A 19,506-nucleotide genomic window follows, 5' to 3' on the forward strand; every position below is an offset into this window, starting at 1 on the left:
ACTCTAAACGCAACGCCCGGTCCGGCTCTCGCCAGGCCGGGCGTTTGCCGCTTTCAGACCACATGGCTTTTGCCATGGGTCAGCAGTGACAGGTAACAAGACATGGCAAAAGAATACAGCCGTACCCAACGTATCGGCGATCAGATGCAGCGTGAGCTGGCACAGCTGATCCGTCGTGAAATCAAAGACCCCCGCGTGGGGTTGGTCACCATCACCGCCGTCGACGTCAGCCGTGATGTCGGCCACGCCAAAATCTTCATGACCGTGATGGGGCAGGACAGCGCCGAAGAAATCGCGCAGTCGATCAAGGTGCTCAATGCTGCTGCAGGGTTCCTGCGTATGCAGCTGGCCCGTGAGATGAAGCTGCGCAGCGTTCCGCAACTGCATTTCCATTACGACGAAAGCGTTGCCCGTGGCGCGCATTTGTCGGCATTGATCGAGCGTGCGGTGGCTGAAGATGGTCAGCACCAAACCGCACCCAAGCAAGACGGTCCGGAGGAATAAGGCGTGGCTCAGGTCAAGCGTATTCGCCGTAACGTCAGCGGGATCATCCTGCTCGACAAGCCGCTGGGCTTCACGTCCAACGCCGCGCTGCAGAAAGTGCGCTGGTTGCTCAACGCCGAAAAAGCCGGCCATACGGGCAGTCTCGATCCGCTGGCAACCGGCGTTCTGCCGCTGTGCTTCGGTGAAGCCACCAAGTTTTCCCAGTACCTGCTCGATTCCGACAAGGGTTATGAAACCCTGATGCAGCTCGGCAAGACCACCACCACGGCCGACGCCGAGGGTGAGGTGCTGCAGACGCGGCCTGTGACCGTTGGTCGCTCGGATATCGAGGCGGTGCTTCCGGCATTTCGCGGGGATATCAGTCAGATACCGCCGATGTACTCCGCCCTCAAGCGGGACGGTCAGCCGTTATACAAGCTGGCCCGAGCAGGGGAAGTGGTGGAGCGCGAACCGCGTTCTGTTACTATTGCGCGCCTGGAATTATTGGCGTGTGAAGGTGAGACCGCTCGTTTGGCTGTCGACTGCACCAAAGGCACCTATATTCGTACCCTCGTGGAAGATATCGGTGAAAAGCTGGGCTGCGGTGCTTACGTCGCCCAGTTGCGTCGCACCCAGGCCGGTCCTTTCACGCTGGCCCAGACGGTAACGCTGGAAGAGCTGGAAGCCGTGCATGCCGAAGGCGGTAACGAAGCGGTTGATCGCTTCCTGATGCCATCGGACAGCGGATTGCTGGATTGGCCGCTGCTGCAGTTCTCCGAGCACAGTTCGTTCTACTGGCTGCATGGCCAGCCGGTGAGAGCCCCCGACGCGCCGAAGTTTGGCATGGTGCGGGTGCAGGATCATGAAGGACGCTTCATCGGGATCGGTGAAGTGAGTGAAGACGGGCGCATTGCGCCGCGTCGACTGATTCGGTCAGAGTGACCGGACCCGTCGCGGCAGGGTTTCCTGGCACGGCGGTACGAGGGTGGCTGTTAACAGGCATGGTCACTCCTCACATTTAAATACGAGAGTCAGCTCTCGGCCTGTTGAAACCGTCTCTCAGGAGCGGTTTCTTGATAAAGGGAATGCCCACATGGCACTCAGCGTTGAAGATAAAGCTCAGATCGTAACCGACTACCAGCAAGCTGTTGGTGATACTGGTTCGCCAGAAGTGCAAGTTGCACTGCTGACCGCCAACATCAACAAACTGCAAGGCCACTTCAAGGCCAACGGCAAGGATCACCACTCCCGTCGTGGTCTGATCCGTATGGTAAACCAGCGTCGCAAGCTGCTGGATTACCTGAAAGGTAAGGACGTTAGCCGTTACAGCGCCCTGATCGGTCGTCTGGGTCTGCGTCGCTAATAACGACTCGGATAGAGGTTGGTTGGTCGTCATGTTCCGCTGGTTTTACCAGTGGGCTGGCGGGCTCCCAGCCTCTAGTTGTATCTGGACTGCCGAAGGGTCCGATTCCCCTCGCTGCCCAAGAATTCGCAAGAAACCAGTTCCCCAAGAGCCACAAAGAAGGTAGGAAACCGTGAACCCGGTAATCAAGAAATTTCAATTCGGTCAATCGACCGTAACCCTCGAGACTGGCCGTATTGCCCGTCAAGCCTCTGGTGCTGTATTGGTCACCGTTGACGACGACGTCACCGTTCTCGTGACTGTGGTCGGCGCCAAGCATGCAGACGCAAGCAAAGGCTTTTTCCCTCTTTCCGTTCACTACCAGGAAAAGACCTACGCCGCTGGCAAGATCCCTGGTGGTTTCTTCAAGCGTGAAGGCCGTCCTTCCGAAAAAGAAACACTGACCTCGCGTTTGATCGACCGTCCGATCCGCCCACTGTTTCCAGAAGGCTTCATGAACGAAGTGCAGGTTGTCTGCACCGTCGTCTCCACCAGCAAGAAAACCGATCCGGACGTCGCTGCGATGATCGGTACTTCGGCTGCGCTGGCAATCTCCGGTATTCCGTTCGACGGCCCGATCGGTGCCGCGCGCGTTGCTTTCCACGAGAGCACCGGCTACCTGCTGAACCCGACTTACGAGCAACTGAAAGCATCGAGCCTGGACATGGTCGTTGCCGGCACCGAAGAAGCGGTACTGATGGTTGAGTCGGAAGCCAAAGAGCTGACCGAAGACCAGATGCTGGGCGCCGTGCTGTTCGCCCACGACGAATTCCAGTCGGTCATCAAGGCCGTCAAAGAGCTGGCCGCCGAAGCTGCCAAGCCAACCTGGAACTGGGCGCCGAAAGCTGAAGCCACTGAACTGCTGGGCGCTATCCGCTCCGAGTTCGGCGCAGCGATCTCCGAGGCCTACACCATCACCGTCAAGGCCGATCGCTATGCTCGCCTGGGTGAGCTGAAGGATCAGATCGTTGCCAAGCTGGCTGTTGAAGACGGCAGCCCGTCCGCCAGCGAAGTCAAAGCGGCATTCGGCGAGATCGAATACCGCACCGTTCGCGAAAACATCGTCAACGGCAAGCCGCGTATCGACGGTCGCGACACCAAGACTGTGCGTACGCTGAACATCGAAGTCGGCGTTCTGCCGAAGACTCACGGTTCGGCGCTGTTCACCCGTGGCGAAACTCAGGCGCTGGTCGTGGCCACCCTGGGTACCGCGCGTGACGCTCAGCTGCTCGACACCCTCGAAGGCGAGAAGAAAGACCCGTTCATGCTCCACTACAACTTCCCTCCGTTCTCGGTGGGCGAGTGTGGTCGCATGGGTGGCGCCGGTCGCCGTGAAATCGGTCACGGCCGTCTGGCCCGCCGTTCGGTTCAGGCCATGCTGCCGGCTGCCGACGTGTTCCCGTACACCATCCGCGTCGTATCGGAAATCACCGAGTCCAACGGTTCCAGCTCCATGGCGTCGGTCTGTGGTGCTTCGCTGGCGCTGATGGACGCTGGTGTTCCAATGAAGGCGCCGGTCGCCGGTATCGCCATGGGTCTGGTTAAAGAAGGCGAGAAGTTCGCCATCCTGACCGACATCCTGGGTGACGAAGACCACCTGGGCGACATGGACTTCAAAGTGGCCGGTACCGCCAAAGGTGTCACCGCGCTGCAGATGGACATCAAGATCAAGGGCATCACCGAAGAGATCATGGAGATCGCTTTGGGTCAGGCGCTGGAAGCACGTCTGAACATCCTGGGTCAGATGAACACCATCATTGGTCAGTCGCGCACCGAGCTGTCGGAAAACGCTCCGACCATGATCGCGATGAAGATCGACACCGACAAGATCCGCGACGTGATCGGCAAGGGCGGCGCTACCATCCGTGCCATCTGCGAAGAAACCAAAGCGTCGATCGACATCGAAGACGACGGCTCGATCAAGATCTTTGGCGAAACCAAGGAAGCTGCTGAAGCTGCACGTCAGCGCGTTCTGGGCATCACCGCTGAAGCCGAGATCGGCAAGATCTACGTCGGCAAGGTCGAGCGCATCGTCGACTTCGGCGCGTTCGTTAACATCCTGCCGGGCAAAGACGGTCTGGTGCACATCTCCATGTTGAGCGACGCTCGCGTAGAGAAGGTCACCGACATCTTGAAAGAAGGTCAAGAAGTCGAAGTGCTGGTGCTGGACGTGGATAACCGCGGCCGTATCAAGCTTTCGATCAAAGACGTTGCAGCCGCCAAGGCGTCGGGGGTTTAACCCGTCTCCTGCAGTTGATGAAAAAGAGCCCTTCGGGGCTCTTTTTTTTGAATGCAATTAATGGCTTAGGGAGCCAGACCGTCGTCGGGCGGCTCGTCAGAACATGCATCTTGCAAGCGGAACTTTCGTAAAGCGGGCAATCTGCACGACAGCTGTGGATCCATGAAAACATAAGCCTTTGATTTATAAGGAATATATTTGTGATCGTGTGTTGGCACAGCGCTTGCGACATTGTAGGTAACCCTGCGGCCAATCAGATTGGCGCAGATTCTGAGAAAAACAGGAGTTACCCGTATGAAGAAGTTCGCTATTGCTGCTGCTACCGCCACTGCTCTGACTCTGACTATGGCCAACGTAGCCATGGCTCAGACCTCTGCTCAAGCTCCAATGACTGTAGCTGCAAACGAAGTCGCCAAAACCAAAGAAGCTACTTCTGACACTTGGATCACCACCAAGGTCAAATCTGACCTGCTGACCGAAAAAGGCATTCCAGGCTCCGACATCAAGGTTGAGACCAACAAAGGCGTGGTATCCCTGTCGTCGACTGTCGCTATCACTGATGCGCAGAAAACCACCGCTGTTGCGATCACCAAGAAAATCAAAGGCGTAAAAGCTGTTTCGGCTGATGGCCTGAAAGCTGAGTAATTACATTCTGCCGAACCTGGAATATAGCCGGCTGACAGTGTGAAAGTCGTCAGGCGACTGATTCAAGGTTCATGCGAAGGGCCACAAGGATGTGGTCAACAAAAACCCCGACGTTCGCGCCGGGGTTTTTTTATGCCCTCATTTCTGCACGACCAGCTTGTTTCGCAGATGAGACGAGCAGTTGACATCTTCTCGCCACGCCCACTGAGTTATCCTCCTACGCCGCGCGCTATCCAAGTGAAGGTGTCTAAACCATCCAATTGATAGAAGTCAGTGCGGCTGTGCACAGTAATTGCATATCACGCAGCCCATTGCTGGATGGGTGGCGAATCTACCCACAGCCTTGACACTTTGATGACCTGTCATCGGCTACAGTCTGGCGTACCTTCGCTTCTCTGTGGCGAAGCTGCTTTACTCCGGGCCAGGCCTGAAACTCTTTTGCTGTGAGAAGTAGATGCCCACGATTCCCTTACTGATTTGCGACGACTCCAACATGGCGCGCAAGCAGCTGATGAAGGCCCTGCCGCCCGAGTGGGATGTGTCGGTGACCACGGCGGCCAATGGCCATGAAGGGATCGAGGCGATTCGCCAGGGTCTGGGCCGCGTTGTGTTGCTGGATCTGACGATGCCGGACATGGACGGTTATCAGACGCTGGCCGCCATTCGCGCGGAAAGCCTGCAGGCCAGCGTCATCGTTGTCTCCGGTGACGTTCAGGAAGAAGCGGTGCGGCGCACCCTGGAACTGGGCGCGCTGGCCTTCCTGAAAAAACCGGCTGATCCCGATCAACTGCAGCAGACCCTTGAGCGACTAGGCCTGTTGGGAGAGAGCGCCAATCAGTCTCTGGCCTTGGCATCGGGTGGCGATCAGGCCGCCATCAGTTTCAATGACGCATTCCGCGAGACCGTGAACGTCGCAATGGGCCGCGCCGCCGCGTTGCTGGCGCGGGTCTTGGGCGTGTTCGTGCAACTGCCGGTGCCCAACGTCAACATGCTGGAGGTGGGCGAGCTGCACATGGCGCTGGCGGATGCCCAGGCCAATGACCGGCTCACGGCGGTGTGTCAGGGCTATATCGGTGGCGGCATCGCCGGCGAAGCGCTGTTGTTGTTTCATGATTCGGATATCGCCGACATGGCGCAACTGATGAAGGTCGACGACGCCGACTACTCTGACATGGAGATGTTGCTGGACCTGTCGTCCATCCTGATCGGCGCTTGTCTGAGCGGCATTGCGGAGCAGCTCGACGTCGCCTTTTCCCAAAGCCACCCCCAAGTGCTGGGCTTGCACAGCGGCATTGAAGAGCTGATCCGTCTCAACGAGCGGCGCTGGAAGAAGACGCTGGCTGTGGAGATCAGTTACAGCCTGGAAGGCCATAACATCCATTTCGATCTGTTGATGTTGTTCACCGAGGACTCGGTCGAGCTGCTGTCGCGGAAACTCGCCCATTTGATGAGCTGATTCATGAACGATCGTATCGATTTCAAAGAATTGCACTGGCTGCTCACCGTGACGCAGAACATCGACGTCGGCGTGGTGGTGCTGGATCAAGAGTACCGGGTGCAGGTCTGGAACACCTTCATGGAGAACCGTTCCGGGATACTGTCGTATGAAGCGGCGACCCGTTCGTTCTTTTCGCTGTTCCCGGAGATCAACGAGCGCTGGCTGAAGAACAAGATCGACAGCGTGATTACGCTGGGAACCCCAGCGTTCACGATCTGGGAGCAGCGCCCTTATCTGGTTCATTTCAAGAGCTATCAGCCCATCACCGGGCAAGAAGACTTCATGTACCAGAACACCACGATGTACCCGCTGCGGTCGACGACCGGGGTGGTCAGCCATGTGTGCCTGGTGATCTACGACGTCACCGATGTGGCGACGAACCGTCTGCAATTGCAGGCCGCCAACCGCGAGCTGCAGAAGCTATCGAGCACTGACCGCCTGACCAGCCTGTACAACCGCGGTCACTGGGAAGAAGCACTGCGTCTGGAGCATGCGCGGCACGTGCGCTACGGCACCACGGCGTCGCTGGTGATGTTCGACATCGATCACTTCAAGCGCGTCAACGACACCTACGGGCATCAATGCGGAGACCGGGTGATCCAGCGGGTGGCGGACGTCGTGCGTGAACACATCCGTGAAGCTGACATCGCCGGTCGTTACGGCGGCGAAGAGTTTGCGGTCTTGCTGCCCGACACCGACAAGCAAGGCGGCGCCATGTTCGCTGAGCGTCTGCGCGCCGCCGTCGAGGCGCTGGACGTCATGCAGGAAGGCGAAGCCATTCATTGCACGATCAGCCTGGGCGTCGCTGACATGACCTCGCCGATGGATGATCACAAGACGCTCATCGAGCGCGCAGATCAGGCCCTGTACGAGTCCAAAAAGAACGGTCGCAATCGCGTGTCGGTGGATACGTCGGATTGAAGCACCGGCGGAGGGCCGCCTCGAAGGCGGTCTTCACCCGCTAGGACAACTCCGCGAAATCGCTGAGCACGTCATCCCTTAGAGAGATAAACCGTGCGTCGCTGCGATTGCGCGGGCGGGGCAGGTCGATGTCGACGATACGCCGGATCCGCCCCGGATGCGGCTGCATTACCACCACCCTATCACCGAGATAAACCGCCTCATCCACATCATGGGTGACATGGACCATGGTGATCTTTTCCTGCTGCCAGATGTGCTGCAACTCACGCTGCAATCGCGTACGGGTCAGCGCATCCAGTGCGCCGAAGGGTTCGTCAAGGAGCAGCACGCTGGGCCGATTGACCAGTCCCCGGGCAATCGCCACCCGTTGCGCCATGCCGCCGGAAATCTGGTGCGGGTACGACTCAGTGAAATCCTGCAGGCCAACCAGCTGAATGTGTTCGCGTACGGTGTCACGCTTTTGCGCGGCGCTCAGCGGTGCGTTCTTCAGGCCGACCGCGACGTTCTGCTCAACCGTGAGCCACGGGAAAAGCCGGTGATCCTGGAACACGATGCCGCGCTCAAGCCCCGTGCCCGTGATCGGCTTGTCGTCCAGCAGGATGCGGCCGTCGAATGCTTCGTCCAGGCCGAGGATCAACCTGAGGAGCGTTGATTTGCCACAACCACTGGCACCGACGATGGTGATGAACTCCCCCGGCGCGATGTCCAGCTGGACGTTGTCCAGAACGTGCAGTTGGGTGTCGGCGGCTGCATGGGTAAAGTGCTTGCTGATGTTTTCCAGGCGCAGCCCGTTGCCCTGTGACGGGGCGAGGGGCTGGGCGGTAAGCGATTGGGTACTGGGCATGAGCGTTCCTTCTGACATTCGGTTTGGGGAAGCGAGAGATTCGAGAGAGGCCGAACACGACGACCTCAGCGAGGGGCAATGCCGTACAGCCGTTGCAGGCGTCGTTCAAAAAGACGCGCCAAGACGTTAAGCCCCCAACCGACCAGCCCGATGACGATCATGCCGAACAGCACGAGGTCCATCATGAAGTGCTCGCTGCCATCGATCAGCGTATTGCCGATGCCGCTGCCCGACACCAGCAGGTATTCCGCGCCGATGGTCGCCAGCCACGAATACACCAGCGCCAGGTAGATACCGGTAAAGATCGAAGGCAGCGCTGCGGGCAGCATGACGCCGGTGATCGTCTGCCAGCGGGTGAAGCCGTAGACCTTCGCGACTTCCAGCAGCGCCGGGGAAACGCTGCGCAAGCCGTCGCACGTGTTGACCACCACCGGCACCAGTGCTGCGAGGGACAGGAACACCACTTTGGCGACGTCGCCCAGACCGAACCACACCGAGATCAGCGGGATCCAGGCGAACAACGAGATCTGTTTGAACGTGTTGAAGCTCGGGCCCACCACTCGCTCGAACAGCCGCGAAAACCCCAGCAGGCAACCGAGCACCAAGCCCAGTGTGGTGCCGATGAAAAAGCCGCTCAGGTCGCGGGCAAGACTGGCGGAAATCGCACGCCAGAACTGCCCGGACGTCACTTGCTCCCAGGCGGTGACGGCGACCTTTTGTGGCGAAACCAACAAGCCGGAGCTGCTCCAGCCCTGGCTGGACGCAAGCCACCAGACCGCCACCGCCAAGAGGGGAACAACCCAACCTCGATAGCGGTGGGTCTGGGTGCCGTGTGGGATTGTCAGTGTGCTCATGCCAACCTCCCGGTCTTGACCGGACGGCCTCGGTTTAGGCGCCGCTCGATGAATTCGAAACCGCGATCAATCAGTAGCCCGAGGGTGCCAACCACCACCACGGCGGCCATGACCAGATCCAGCTGAAACAACTGCCGACCGTAGGCGATCAGGTAGCCCAGCCCTTCGCTGGACGCCAACAGCTCAACCACCACCAGCGACAGCCAGGCCTTGGTGAATCCCAGACGCAGGCCGGTGAAGATCGGCGCGACGGCGGAGGGCAGGACGATGTCGGTGACGATCTGGCGTTGGCTGAATCCGTACGCGCGGCCCACTTCCAGCAGGCGTTTGGGCACTTCATGGAAGGCTTGAAGCGTACACAGCGTCACCGGGACCAGCGCGGCGTGGGCGATCAATACGTATTTCAGCGGCTCGCCGATGCCGAACAGCAGCAGGGCAAACGGCATCCAGCCCAGTACCGGAATCTGCACCAGCGCGTTGAACGTCGGCAGCAGATAATCTTCGACGGTTTTCGACAACCCCATCGCCAGCCCCAGGGTGATCCCCAACGCCGAGCCGATCAGAAAGCCCACCAGCACGCGCTGCAGACTGGCGGAGGCGTTCAGCCACAAGTCGCCGCTGCTGACCAGATCGCCCAACGTCTGGTAAACGAACGCGGGAGGCGGCAGTACTTGTTCCGACAACCAGCCGCGCTCCGTGCCGAGGTACCACAGGCCCAGCAGCACGATGGGCAGCAACCAGGCCAGCGCGACGTTGGCCGCGCGGGTTAGCCAGGGCTTGGTAGATGCTGGCGCCGCAACTCGCCGAGCGGGGCGGGTTGGGGCGTTGGGCAGACGCTTGACCGGCGCCAGGGTTTTCACAGGAATGTGCTGCCGATCAAGCGCTTCAGCGGTGGCTCGGGCCATGGCATCAACCTCCGTTGTTGGCGGGTTTGTCCGAAGACGCCGTCGCCGTGTTCGCGGCTTTGCCGTCCGCACCGTAGGCGGTCCAGTAGTGCTCAAGACCTTTGGCTTTCAGCGCATTGTCCAGATAGCGAGTGTCGAACCAGCCTTCGACGCTCACAGGGCGGCGAATCATCTTCTCGTCCCTGGCCTGATCAGCGACGGCCTGATAGCTGTCGCGCAGGAACGCATCCACCAGCGGTGACGCGCTGTCGCGCAAATCCAGACCACCGAAGTCGGCTTGCAGCGAGGCCAGCGGTTCGTTGGTCTTCGCCCACTCGTTGAGCACGGCGTCGCGGTTGCTGGCTTCGGATTCCCATCGCGCGGCATCGACCAGCACGTTGACGACTTTCTGCACATTGTCGGCGTGCTGTTTTTCGTAATCCCCACGGACCACCAATGCGCACTGGCGGGTATAGCGCACGTTGTTGTCAGGGTTATCGAAGATGATGTCGGCCAGCCCTTGATCGCGCAGTTTGAACAGCTCGCGCCCGCCGAATGCGGCATCGACGCCTTTGGACGCCAGCGCGGCCTGGCTGCTGCCGCTGTCCAGATTGATCACTTTCAGGTCGCGCTCGGTCATGCCGTGATCGGCCAGTAACTTGATCGACACCAGGTGGGCGTTGGTGCCACGGAACACCGCGACCTTCTTGCCCTTGAGGTCTTCGACGCTCTTGATCTCGGAGCCTTTGGGCACGGCCAGATACACATTCGAGCGCACGCCGATGGCCGCAAGCAATTTGGTGTCCAGGCCATTGGAACGGCCGACTACCGCGGGCAAGTCGCCTTCGTAGGCGAAGTCCAGTTGCTGATTGGAAAGTGCCTCGTTGACGGCCGGCCCGGCGCCCTTGAAGAAGAACCACTGCACTTCGGTGTCGGTGCCGGCGAAGGCTTTTTCAAGGAGCTGCTGGTTGCGCACGATGCCCAGGGACGAGCCGCTGAACGTGACCGGATCACCGCCACCGGCGCTGGCCACGCCAATGCGCAGAACGTCGGCTTCGGCCAAGGGCATCATCAGCAGCGCCGCCAGTGCGGTAGCTACGCGTGTCTTGCTGATTAGAGATGTTCGCTTGGGATTTGCCATAGCGTTTCTTCCTTGGAAAGTGGGTGACGCGCGATCAGGCAGCCAGGTGTTTCTTGTCGGCTTCGGTCTTGGGCGAGAGGGTTTCGGGTGTGGGTTTAATGGCCTGGCTGGCGCGTCCGTCGACGCCGACCGGAATGTCGCCTGCGACAGTGGTACGGCGCACCACGCGCTCGGCCTGGCCATAGTCGTTGACGGCGATGTGTTGAGTGGCGCGGTTGTCCCAGATCACCACGTCGCCTTCGTTCCAGCGCCAGCGCACGGTGTTGTCCAGGTGCGTGATGCGATCGTGGAACAAGCGGATCAGCTGTTTCGAGTCGTTGCTGCTGACGCCTTGAATCTGTTTGACGAAGTGGCCGAGCAACAGGCTGCGCTCGCCGGTTTCAGGGTGCACGCGCACCAGTGGGTGTTCGGTTTCGTAGACTTCGGCGGTGAACTGCTCGCGGTAGCGTTTCACGCCCGCTTCGCCGGTGTCGCGGGGTGCCGCGTAGTCGTAGACGTTGGTGTGCAGCGCGCGGAGGCCGTCGGCCAGGGTTTTCAGGCTGTCGGGGAGGTCAGCGTAGGCAGCCGCGGTGTTGGCCCACACGGTGTCGCCGCCGTAGGGCGGGATGACCACGCCACGCAGGATCGAGATTTTCGGGTAGTTGGCGACGAAGGTGACGTCGGTGTGCCACGAATTAGCCCGAGTTTCCCTGGCGTCGAGGTGCAGGATGGCGCTGCTTTTCTCGGCGGAGCGAACGGTGGGGTGAGGGACCTGATCACCGAAGCGGCGGGAGAAGCCCTCATGCTGTTCGTCGCTGAGAAACTGCTCACGGAAGAAAAGCACCTTGTGCGTGAGCAGCGCCTGATTAATGAAATCGAAATCCTGCGTGGAGACATCTGCGGAGAGTTTGACGCCGCTCACCTCGGCACCGATTTTCCCCGCAACGGGTTTGATCTGAATCGCCATGTCCTTGACCTCGATCTGGGCTATTGAGGCTCAGATCATAAGGATATAAATAGGTGCTTCGCTAATCACTATTTGGCATAAATATAGAAGGAGAGTTTATGCAGCAGATTAATCTCCGAGGCTCAAGGTCATAAGCCTTTCGTTTTGCGGCATCACCCGATCACTTCACATCTGTGGCACATCCTCCTGCAAACCCTGGTCCTTCCAGGTGCCGAGTGATCGGCGCAGCCGGCTCGCCAGCGAACTGCTGCCGTGGACGTTGTGGTAGTGAAACACCGCCGTGGCGCGCAGGGCGTCTTCGGCCACGGGCATGTTGGTGTGCAGCGAGCGATAGCCCCAGAACAGGTACAGGTGGCCGGGTTGCATGGCGATGCGGGTAAAGGCGTTGTCAGCCTTCGCGGCTTTGCTCCTGAGGCGGCGCTGCACCCAGCCGTTGTCCACGCGCACCTTGTCGAGCAGGTTGGCGAAGTAGGTGCGGCGGATTGGCCGACGGTTCGGCAGCATCAGCAGGTCGCCGCGTTCTCCGCTGGTGGGCATGCAGACCGGGAGGATGGTGGTCAGCACAAACGAGTCGTAGTGAAAGATCAGCGATTCGCGACGCCCGCCGCTGCCGGTCAGGCAGCGCAATGTCTGGGTCATGCCATTTTCGCTTGAACGATCGCCGGTGACGCCCGCCACGATGCGTCGGCATAAATCGATGAAGTCCCGGGACGAGCCCCACTCATGCAGCGGCGTATCCTGCACGGCCTGTCGGCCAGAGAGGGCCACGTAATCGTTGCCGCTATCGGCCACGGTCCGGGCAACCAGTGCTTGCAGCGATTCGAGCTGGGACGGACTGGCCCAGTCCGGCAAGACAGCGTATCCGTCACTGTCGATGGCCTTGATCAAGCTCTGAACCTGAGCTTCCGAAAAAGTCGTGTAAGGCATCTGGCGCAACCTCATGACGTAGACCGAGGAACAGCGAAACCCGTCGGACCTACTGCTTGAGATGTACCGGTTCAGCCGGGCGAGGCCAGAGCCTAGCAGCTAGCACAACTTTATCCACGCGCAAGGAAGGAATATTTCAAAATGTTAATTTTCAGCTAAAAAGCCGAGGTTTTCCGTCCATTTATGAAACAGATCGGCGAAGAACGCGCCGGATAGATGGGCGGCGAGACGTAACGAAGTTGTGTCACTGAATATGTCGACGCCTGTTCCTTCCGTGAGACAGGCCAGGATGTCTGCCAGGGGCGATAACTGAAAACGCCCTCGGAAAGAGGGCGTTTTTTAGCGCATTCACTTCACGTGACTTACAGCACCACGCTCGGCAGCCACAGCGAGATCGCAGGGATGTACGTGACTGCCATCAGCACCAGGAACAGTGCGACATAGAACGGCAGCAGCGCTTTCACCGTGGCCTCGATCGTGACCTTGCCCACTGCGGCGCCGACGAAGAGCACGGCTCCCACAGGCGGCGTTATCAGCCCGATGCCCAGGTTGACCAGCATGATCATCCCGAAGTGCACCGGATCGACGCCGATTCCGACGATCACCGGCAGCAGGATCGGGGTGAGGATGAGGATCAGCGGCGCCATGTCCATCACCGTGCCCAGCAGCAGCAACATGACGTTGATGCACATCAGGATCACGTAGCGGTTGTCCGACAGCGTCAGAAACGCCGTGGTGATCTTCATGGGGATTTCCATCAGCGTCAGGATGTAGCCGAAGCTGGCGGCGAAACCGATCAGGATCATCACGATGGAAACCGTGCGCACGGCCCGATGCATCAGCTTGGGCAGGTCGCGCCATTTGTAATCGCGGTAGATGAACATGGTGACGAAGAACGCCCAGAGCACAGCGATCGCCGCGGACTCGGTGGCGGTGAACACCCCCGACAGGATGCCGCCGAGGATGATCACCATCGCCATCATGCCCCACAGGGCCTCACCGGCAATTTTCAACGCCTTGCGCAGCGGGATCACTTCGCCCTTTGGGTAGTTGCGCTTACGGGCGAAGATCATGCACAGCACCATCAACACGGCGCTGAGCAGCAGGCCCGGCATGATCCCGGCCATGAACAGCGACGCGATCGATACGGTGCCACCCGCTGCCAGCGAATACAGCACCGAGTTGTGGCTGGGCGGTGTGAGCAGCGCCTGCACCGAACCACTCACCGTTACCGCCGTGGAGAAGTCGCGGGGATAGCCATTGCGCTCCATTTCCGGAATCAGCACCGAACCGACCGACGCGGTGTCGGCAACCGACGAGCCGGAGATGGCGCCGAAGAACGTCGAGGCGACGATGTTAACCAGCGACAGGCCGCCGCGCACGAAGCCCACCAGCACGCCCGCAAACGCCACGAGCCTGCGGGACATGCCGCCCTCGGCCATGATCGCGCCGGCCAGCACGAAGAACGGGATCGCCAGCAGCGAGAACTTGTTCACGCCACCCGCGACCTGAATCATCAGTGCGTCGAACGGGATCTCGATCCACCATGCGCCGATCAGCGCAGACAGGCCCAAAGCGAACGCCACCGGCATGCCGACCAGGATCAGTGCGATGAAGCTGCCCAACAGAATAAATGCGTCCATCATGCTGCCTCTTCGCTGGATTCGACCACGTCGTAACTCACCACCCGACGGTGACGCTGGTCACCCAGAAACAGCTTCTCCAGAACGAAGATCAGCGTCAGTACGCCACCGATGGGAATCGGCAGATAGGAGATGCCAACCCGCAGCCCCGGCATTTCACCCAGAAACTGATTCCAGGTGTTCAGGCACAGCTTCATGCCCTTGACCGCCATGAACACGCAGACCACGGCCATGAGGATTTGCACCAGCACGGCGGCAGCCTTGCGTGCGTTTTCCGGCAGGCGGTCAGTGGCCATATTCACGGCCATGTGCGCGCCGGCCCGGTAACTGGCAGCGGCGCCAAAGAAGGTGAACACCACCATCAACAGAATGGCAGTCGGTTCCGGCCAGCTGGAGCCGGTACCCAGGACGTAGCGGGCGAAGATGCCCCACGGGATGATCAGCGCCATGGTCAGCATCGACAGGCCCGCGATCCCGATGCAGAGGCGATACAGTGCGTCATTGAAGCGCAGAATCGTGTTTTTCATAGGCTCACCACAACGACGGTGGACGGCCAGGGCCGCCACCGCCGTGCTATCGGGCTGAAGGACTTATTGGACCGCTTCGATGCGCTTGATCAAGTCAGCGTAAGGCGCGCCATACTTGGCTCGCACGCCCGCTGTCGCGTCGTAGAAGGCTTTCTTCTGCTCAGGCGTCAGCGTGATGAACTCCACACCTGCCGCCTTAAGCTTCGTCTCGCTTTCGGCCGACTTCTTGTCCCACAGAACGCGCTCTTCAGCCTGGGCCTCGACTGCCAGTTTCTTCACCAGCGCCTGCTGTTCCGGGTTCAGTTTTTCCCAGGCGGCTTTGGACATCACCACAGGCTCCGGCAGGATCAGATGCTCGGTCAGGGTGTAGAACTTGGCGTTCTGATAGTGGTTGTGTTCAAGCAGGGTGGGCATGTTGTTCTCGGCGCCGTCGATGACACCGGTCTGCAGGGCGCTGAAAATTTCGCCCGTCGCCATGGCAATACCGTTGCCGCCCATCGCGTTGATGGTGTCGATGAACACCGGGTTGCCCTGCACGCGGATCTTCATGCCCTTGAGGTCGGCTACGTCGTGTACCGGCTTCTTGGTGTAGAGGTTGCGGGTGCCGCCGTCCATCCAGGCCAGGGCGACCAGTTTGGCTTCGGAGTTGGTGATTTTGTCGAGCATTTCCTGGCCGATTTCGCCATCGATAACCTTGCGCATGTGGGCGTGATCACGGAACACGAAGGGCAGGTTGAACACGTTCACGTCCGGTACCACCGGCCCGACGATGCCGAGGCTGATGCGGGTCATCTGGACGGCGTTGGCCTGAACCTGTTCGACGACTTCCTTCTCGGAGCCGAGCACACCGCCGGCGAACATCTTGAAGCTGATCTCGCCTTTGCTTTGCTCCTCCAGTTTCTTGCCCATGTTTTGTTCAGCGACAACGGGCGGATAACCTGCGGGGTGTACTTCAGCGAATTTGATTTTGGTTTCCGCCAGCGCTGTGTTCGAGAGGCACAGCGCGAGAGGGAGTGCGGCGAGGAGCAACGTGCGTTTGAATTCCATGGATGTTCTCCGGTGTTGTTATTGTTTTTTCAGATAGAACGGGGCAGCGGTACGGCGGCGCAGCGGTGGCCGAGGGTGTGGCTCAGCCGTTGAACGGGGGTTCTTCGAGGCCCTTGACCCCAGGGTTTAACGCGAACACGCCGCCGGCCAGCGGCTGGTCGCTGATGTCCCCGCCGGGGCGTATGGAGGTGACGTAAAGGGTGTCCAGGCCTGAGCCGCCGAAGGCACACATGGCCGGTTTTTTAACCGGCACCTTGAGCGAGCGATCCAGCTTGCCTGCGGGGGTGAAACGGTGGATCACGCCCTCGTCATTGCCGCAGATCCAGTAACAGCCCTCCGCGTCGATCGCTGCGCCATCAGGGCGGCCGGCGTGGTGATTCATGTCCACGAACAGCCGACGGTTGTGCGGCGTGCCGGTGTCGATGTCGTAATCGAACGCCCAGATCTTCTGCACGGAGGGGTGGGAGTCGGAGAGGTACATGACGCGACCGTCGGGGCTGAACCCCAGGCCGTTGGGCACGATCATGTCGGTGAGCTGCGCGGTCAGTGGCTCGGGCTGGCCGGCGCTGTAGCGATACAACGAGCCCACTGCCAGCGTTCTGGCCATGTCCATGAACATGGTGCCGGCCCAGAAGCGGCCCTGGCGGTCGCAGCGACCATCGTTGAAACGCATATTGTCGGTCGCGTGCTCGACGCTGCTCAGCAGTTGCGTGGCGACAGTGCCATTGTACTGGGGATGAAGGCGGAACAGGCCGCTTTCCATGCCGGCCAGCCAGCTGCCGTCATCGTAACGGGCGATGCAGGCGAGCATTTCCGGCGTTTCCCAGCTTGTGGTGAGACTGTCCTGCGGGCTCCAGCGGTGGAGGCGACGGGCCGGAATGTCGACCCAGTAGAGCGCCTGTTCCCGGGCGTTCCAGACCGGCGATTCACCGGTTGCGTTGCGTGCATCGAGAATCAGCTCAGCTTCCATGACGATCATTCCCTGATTTTTATGATGGGAGGCCGACCTTGCAGTCGGCCTGGCCGTCGTTGAGGCCTACTCGTCGCCGAACGGCCCGCTCGCCACGAATGCACCACCCTGATAAACCATGGCGGGGTCGTCGGAAGCCGGCATCGGCTGTGCTTCGACCTTGGCGCGAAACTGTTCGGAGCTGTCTTTCGGCTGATAGCCCAAGTGATTGGCCAGGCGGTTACCCCACCAGACCTTGCTGTTGTCCGACGCGCCGTAAACGATGGTGTGGCCGACGTTCGGGGTGAACAGGCCGCGCTCGATCAGTTGGGTCAGGTCGTCGTAGCTCAGCCAACTGGCGAGCATGCGGCGGTTCTGTGCTTCAGGGAATGAAGAGCCGATACGGATGCTGACGGTTTCGATGCCATAGCGATCGAAATAGAAGCTGGCCATGTCTTCACCGTAGGATTTCGACAGGCCGTAATAGCTGTCCGGGCGACGCATGGCGCTGGCGTCGATGACTTCATCCTGACGGTAGAAACCGATGACGTGGTTGGAGCTGGCGAAGATCACTCGCTTCACGCCATGTCGGCGCGCGGCTTCGTAGATGTGGAAAACGCCGCAGATGTTCGGGCCGAGGATTTCTTCAAAAGACCGCTCCACCGAGACGCCGCCAAAGTGGACGATGGCGTCGACGCCTTCGACCAACTCGTGAACCGCGTTTTTGTCGGCCAGGTCGCAGATCTGGATTTCTTCGTGGGGGCCGGCTGCCGGTGCCATGTCGGCGATATCGGAAAGACGCAGGACCTTGGCAAACGGACGCAGGCTTTCGCGCAGGACTTTACCGAGGCCGCCTGCGGCGCCCGTCAGCAAAATGCGGTTGAGCGGGGCCTGGGCGTTGAATTCAGTCATCGTGGGAAACCCTGATTCTGATGTTGTTTTTATGGTGTCATCGGTTGTCGTATGACGCTTGCGGGATTATCGACAGGGCCCACAAATTTTGTCAACGCGACGAAGGTGTAAGCCCCTTTGACGCCGGTTTGTACATGTCGTCCGAACAGCGCAGCTACCGGGAGAATGCCGTGCCTGCACTTTGCAGTGTGACGCCCGACGCTTTCCCGGCTGAAGCCGGTCCCACTGACTGCCCGGCACGACGCTTGAACGCTTACATCAGCGAGATCGGGTAGCTGACAAATACTCGGTTTTCGTCGAACTCGTTGGTGCTGTAATCACGCCGCATCGAGGAGTTGCGCCACCGGACGTTGAGGCTCTTGAACGTGCCGCTCTGCACCGTATACGCCAGCTCTGACTCACGTCCCCACTCCTTGCCGTCGGTCACGGTACCGGTGTGCACGTTATCGCCGCTGATGTAGCGGTTCATCATTGTCAGGCCGGGGACGCCGAATATCGCAAAATCCAGGTCGTGGCGCAGTTGCCAGGAGCGTTCCTTGGCGTTGTCGTAGCTGGAGTTGTAACTGTCGTTGGCCAGCGTGCCGCCGCTGGTGCCGTTGACACGCATCCACTGGTCATCGCCATAGACCTTTTGCAGGCCGAGGTAGACGGTGTTGCCCTTGTAGTTAGCGGAAAGCATCGCGTAGGCGGTCTTGTTATCCAGCTCGCCGGCCAGCTTGTTGCCGTCCTCTTTGCCGAGGAAGTAGCCCAGGTTGGCGCCCAGGGTCCAGTCGCCGATGGGTTGCTTGTGGATAACGTTGAGGAACTCCTGCTGGTAGACGTCTTCCAGCTGCGCGTACCAGAGCCCGACCTGAGTGCGCTTCTCGTTGAAGGTGTATTCGCCGCCGCCAAAGTTGAAGCGGTCCGACTTGAACGCAGCGGATTTACCGTTCATGAACATGTCTTCCATGCTCGCATCGTTGCGCGGGCTGTTGCCGCGGAACTGGCCGCCGTACAGCGTCAGGCCGGCGATCTCCTTGGAGGTGATCTGCCCGCCGCGGAAGGTTTGCGGCAGAGAACGACCGTCATCGGAGCGCAGGATCGGCAGCACCGGCATCCACTCGCCGATCTTCAATTCGGTGTTGGAAAGCCGCGCCTTCGCCGCCACACCCAGGCGGCCAAAATTGTCGGCGGGGCGCCCGTCGTCATGGATCGGCAACAACTGAGTGCCGCCCGTGCCCTTGCCGCCATCGAGCTTTTGCGAGTACAGGCCCAGCACATCGAGGTCGAAGCCGACCGTGCCCGGGGTGAAGCCCGATTTCACGTCGAGGATGAAGTTTTGCGTCCACTCTTCGGCGTAGTTCTGAGGGTTCGCCGCATTGGTGAAGTTGCGGTTGAAGTAGGCATTGCGCAGGTTGAGCGTGGCTTTGGTGTCATCGATAAAGCCTTCAGCGAGGCTCATCAATGGCAGGCTGAATGCGACGCTGCCGGCGCCAAGCAACAGCCACGAACGGTTGGTCTGGATCTTCATTTCTTATTGTTCTCCCTTTCTGCTGACAAAACGGTCCCGCACCGGAGGTCGCCGCCGAGGCGCCGAAGGCGTGGACATGGGTGCTCAAGTCACCGGTTTTGAATGAGGCTCACTGGCTGATCGAAACGGTCGTC

At 60.0% G+C, this 19,506-nt stretch carries 19 protein-coding genes; 7 read left to right on the plus strand and 12 right to left on the minus strand.

Annotation, left to right across the window (positions count from 1 at the left end; all coding sequences use genetic code 11):
• Positions 1 to 102: 102 nt before the first annotated feature.
• The 7 genes from rbfA (at position 103) to SLW75_RS27560 (ending at position 7,188) form a co-directional block, all read left to right on the plus strand.
• Positions 103 to 504, plus strand: a complete 402-nt coding sequence (gene rbfA / locus SLW75_RS27530) for a 30S ribosome-binding factor RbfA (protein WP_065987600.1) — start codon at positions 103 to 105, stop codon at positions 502 to 504.
• Positions 505 to 507: 3 nt separating this feature from the next.
• Positions 508 to 1,425: a tRNA pseudouridine(55) synthase TruB gene (truB, locus tag SLW75_RS27535; RefSeq protein ID WP_065987599.1), complete on the plus strand. Its 918-nt coding sequence runs from the start codon at positions 508 to 510 to the stop codon at positions 1,423 to 1,425.
• Between the two features lie 151 nt (positions 1,426 to 1,576).
• A complete protein-coding gene (gene rpsO / locus SLW75_RS27540) occupies positions 1,577 to 1,846 on the plus strand; it encodes a 30S ribosomal protein S15 (RefSeq protein ID WP_037015114.1) in 270 nt (89 codons plus the stop codon).
• Positions 1,847 to 2,018: 172 nt separating this feature from the next.
• Positions 2,019 to 4,124 (plus strand): polyribonucleotide nucleotidyltransferase, encoded by a 2,106-nt coding sequence (gene pnp, locus SLW75_RS27545; protein WP_410929639.1) that lies wholly within the window; start codon positions 2,019 to 2,021, stop codon positions 4,122 to 4,124.
• A 294-nt stretch (positions 4,125 to 4,418) separates the two neighbouring features.
• The gene (locus SLW75_RS27550) at positions 4,419 to 4,769 is read left to right on the plus strand and encodes a BON domain-containing protein (RefSeq protein WP_065987597.1); all 351 of its coding nucleotides are present in this window, start codon (positions 4,419 to 4,421) and stop codon (positions 4,767 to 4,769) included.
• A gap of 454 nt (positions 4,770 to 5,223) precedes the next feature.
• On the plus strand, positions 5,224 to 6,225 hold the full coding sequence (locus tag SLW75_RS27555; RefSeq protein ID WP_410936002.1) for a response regulator: 1,002 nt from the start codon (positions 5,224 to 5,226) through the stop codon (positions 6,223 to 6,225).
• Positions 6,226 to 6,228: 3 nt separating this feature from the next.
• A complete protein-coding gene (locus SLW75_RS27560; protein ID WP_192132947.1) occupies positions 6,229 to 7,188 on the plus strand; it encodes a GGDEF domain-containing protein in 960 nt (319 codons plus the stop codon).
• 40 nt (positions 7,189 to 7,228) lie between these two features.
• On the opposite strand, the gene SLW75_RS27565 is transcribed toward SLW75_RS27560, so the two are convergent.
• The 12 genes from SLW75_RS27565 to SLW75_RS27620 form a co-directional block, all read right to left on the minus strand.
• Positions 7,229 to 8,032, minus strand: coding sequence for an ABC transporter ATP-binding protein (locus SLW75_RS27565; protein ID WP_065987594.1), 804 nt, complete (start codon positions 8,030 to 8,032; stop codon positions 7,229 to 7,231).
• Between the two features lie 65 nt (positions 8,033 to 8,097).
• Complete coding sequence (locus SLW75_RS27570) at positions 8,098 to 8,886, minus strand: ABC transporter permease (RefSeq protein WP_410936003.1); 789 nt, start codon at positions 8,884 to 8,886, stop codon at positions 8,098 to 8,100.
• Entirely contained in the window at positions 8,883 to 9,791 is a 909-nt protein-coding gene (locus SLW75_RS27575; RefSeq protein ID WP_410936004.1) for an ABC transporter permease, read from the minus strand. The genes SLW75_RS27570 and SLW75_RS27575 overlap by 4 nt, the downstream gene beginning before the upstream one ends.
• A gap of 4 nt (positions 9,792 to 9,795) precedes the next feature.
• Positions 9,796 to 10,911 (minus strand): ABC transporter substrate-binding protein, encoded by a 1,116-nt coding sequence (locus tag SLW75_RS27580; protein ID WP_410936005.1) that lies wholly within the window; start codon positions 10,909 to 10,911, stop codon positions 9,796 to 9,798.
• Positions 10,912 to 10,945: 34 nt separating this feature from the next.
• Positions 10,946 to 11,857, minus strand: coding sequence for a TauD/TfdA dioxygenase family protein (locus SLW75_RS27585; RefSeq protein WP_410936006.1), 912 nt, complete (start codon positions 11,855 to 11,857; stop codon positions 10,946 to 10,948).
• Positions 11,858 to 12,022: 165 nt separating this feature from the next.
• A complete protein-coding gene (locus SLW75_RS27590; RefSeq protein WP_410936007.1) occupies positions 12,023 to 12,784 on the minus strand; it encodes a hypothetical protein in 762 nt (253 codons plus the stop codon).
• A 362-nt stretch (positions 12,785 to 13,146) separates the two neighbouring features.
• Positions 13,147 to 14,427: a TRAP transporter large permease gene (locus SLW75_RS27595; protein ID WP_074888520.1), complete on the minus strand. Its 1,281-nt coding sequence runs from the start codon at positions 14,425 to 14,427 to the stop codon at positions 13,147 to 13,149.
• Positions 14,427 to 14,954, minus strand: a complete 528-nt coding sequence (locus tag SLW75_RS27600; protein WP_065987588.1) for a TRAP transporter small permease — start codon at positions 14,952 to 14,954, stop codon at positions 14,427 to 14,429. Before SLW75_RS27600 ends, SLW75_RS27595 begins: the two co-directional genes overlap by 1 nt.
• Before the next feature lie 63 nt (positions 14,955 to 15,017).
• Positions 15,018 to 16,001 carry a TRAP transporter substrate-binding protein gene (locus SLW75_RS27605; protein WP_369318947.1) on the minus strand — a complete coding sequence of 328 codons (984 nt, stop codon included), beginning with the start codon at positions 15,999 to 16,001 and terminating at the stop codon, positions 15,018 to 15,020.
• Positions 16,002 to 16,083: 82 nt separating this feature from the next.
• On the minus strand, positions 16,084 to 16,971 hold the full coding sequence (locus tag SLW75_RS27610; RefSeq protein ID WP_410936008.1) for an SMP-30/gluconolactonase/LRE family protein: 888 nt from the start codon (positions 16,969 to 16,971) through the stop codon (positions 16,084 to 16,086).
• A gap of 66 nt (positions 16,972 to 17,037) precedes the next feature.
• Positions 17,038 to 17,862: an NAD-dependent epimerase/dehydratase family protein gene (locus SLW75_RS27615; RefSeq protein ID WP_410936009.1), complete on the minus strand. Its 825-nt coding sequence runs from the start codon at positions 17,860 to 17,862 to the stop codon at positions 17,038 to 17,040.
• Between the two features lie 253 nt (positions 17,863 to 18,115).
• Positions 18,116 to 19,372: an OprD family porin gene (locus SLW75_RS27620; RefSeq protein ID WP_410936010.1), complete on the minus strand. Its 1,257-nt coding sequence runs from the start codon at positions 19,370 to 19,372 to the stop codon at positions 18,116 to 18,118.
• Positions 19,373 to 19,506 lie beyond the last annotated feature (134 nt).

This window comes from Pseudomonas sp. W5-01 (genome assembly GCF_046540435.1).
GTDB classification, from domain to species: Bacteria; Pseudomonadota; Gammaproteobacteria; order Pseudomonadales; family Pseudomonadaceae; genus Aquipseudomonas; species Aquipseudomonas graminis_B.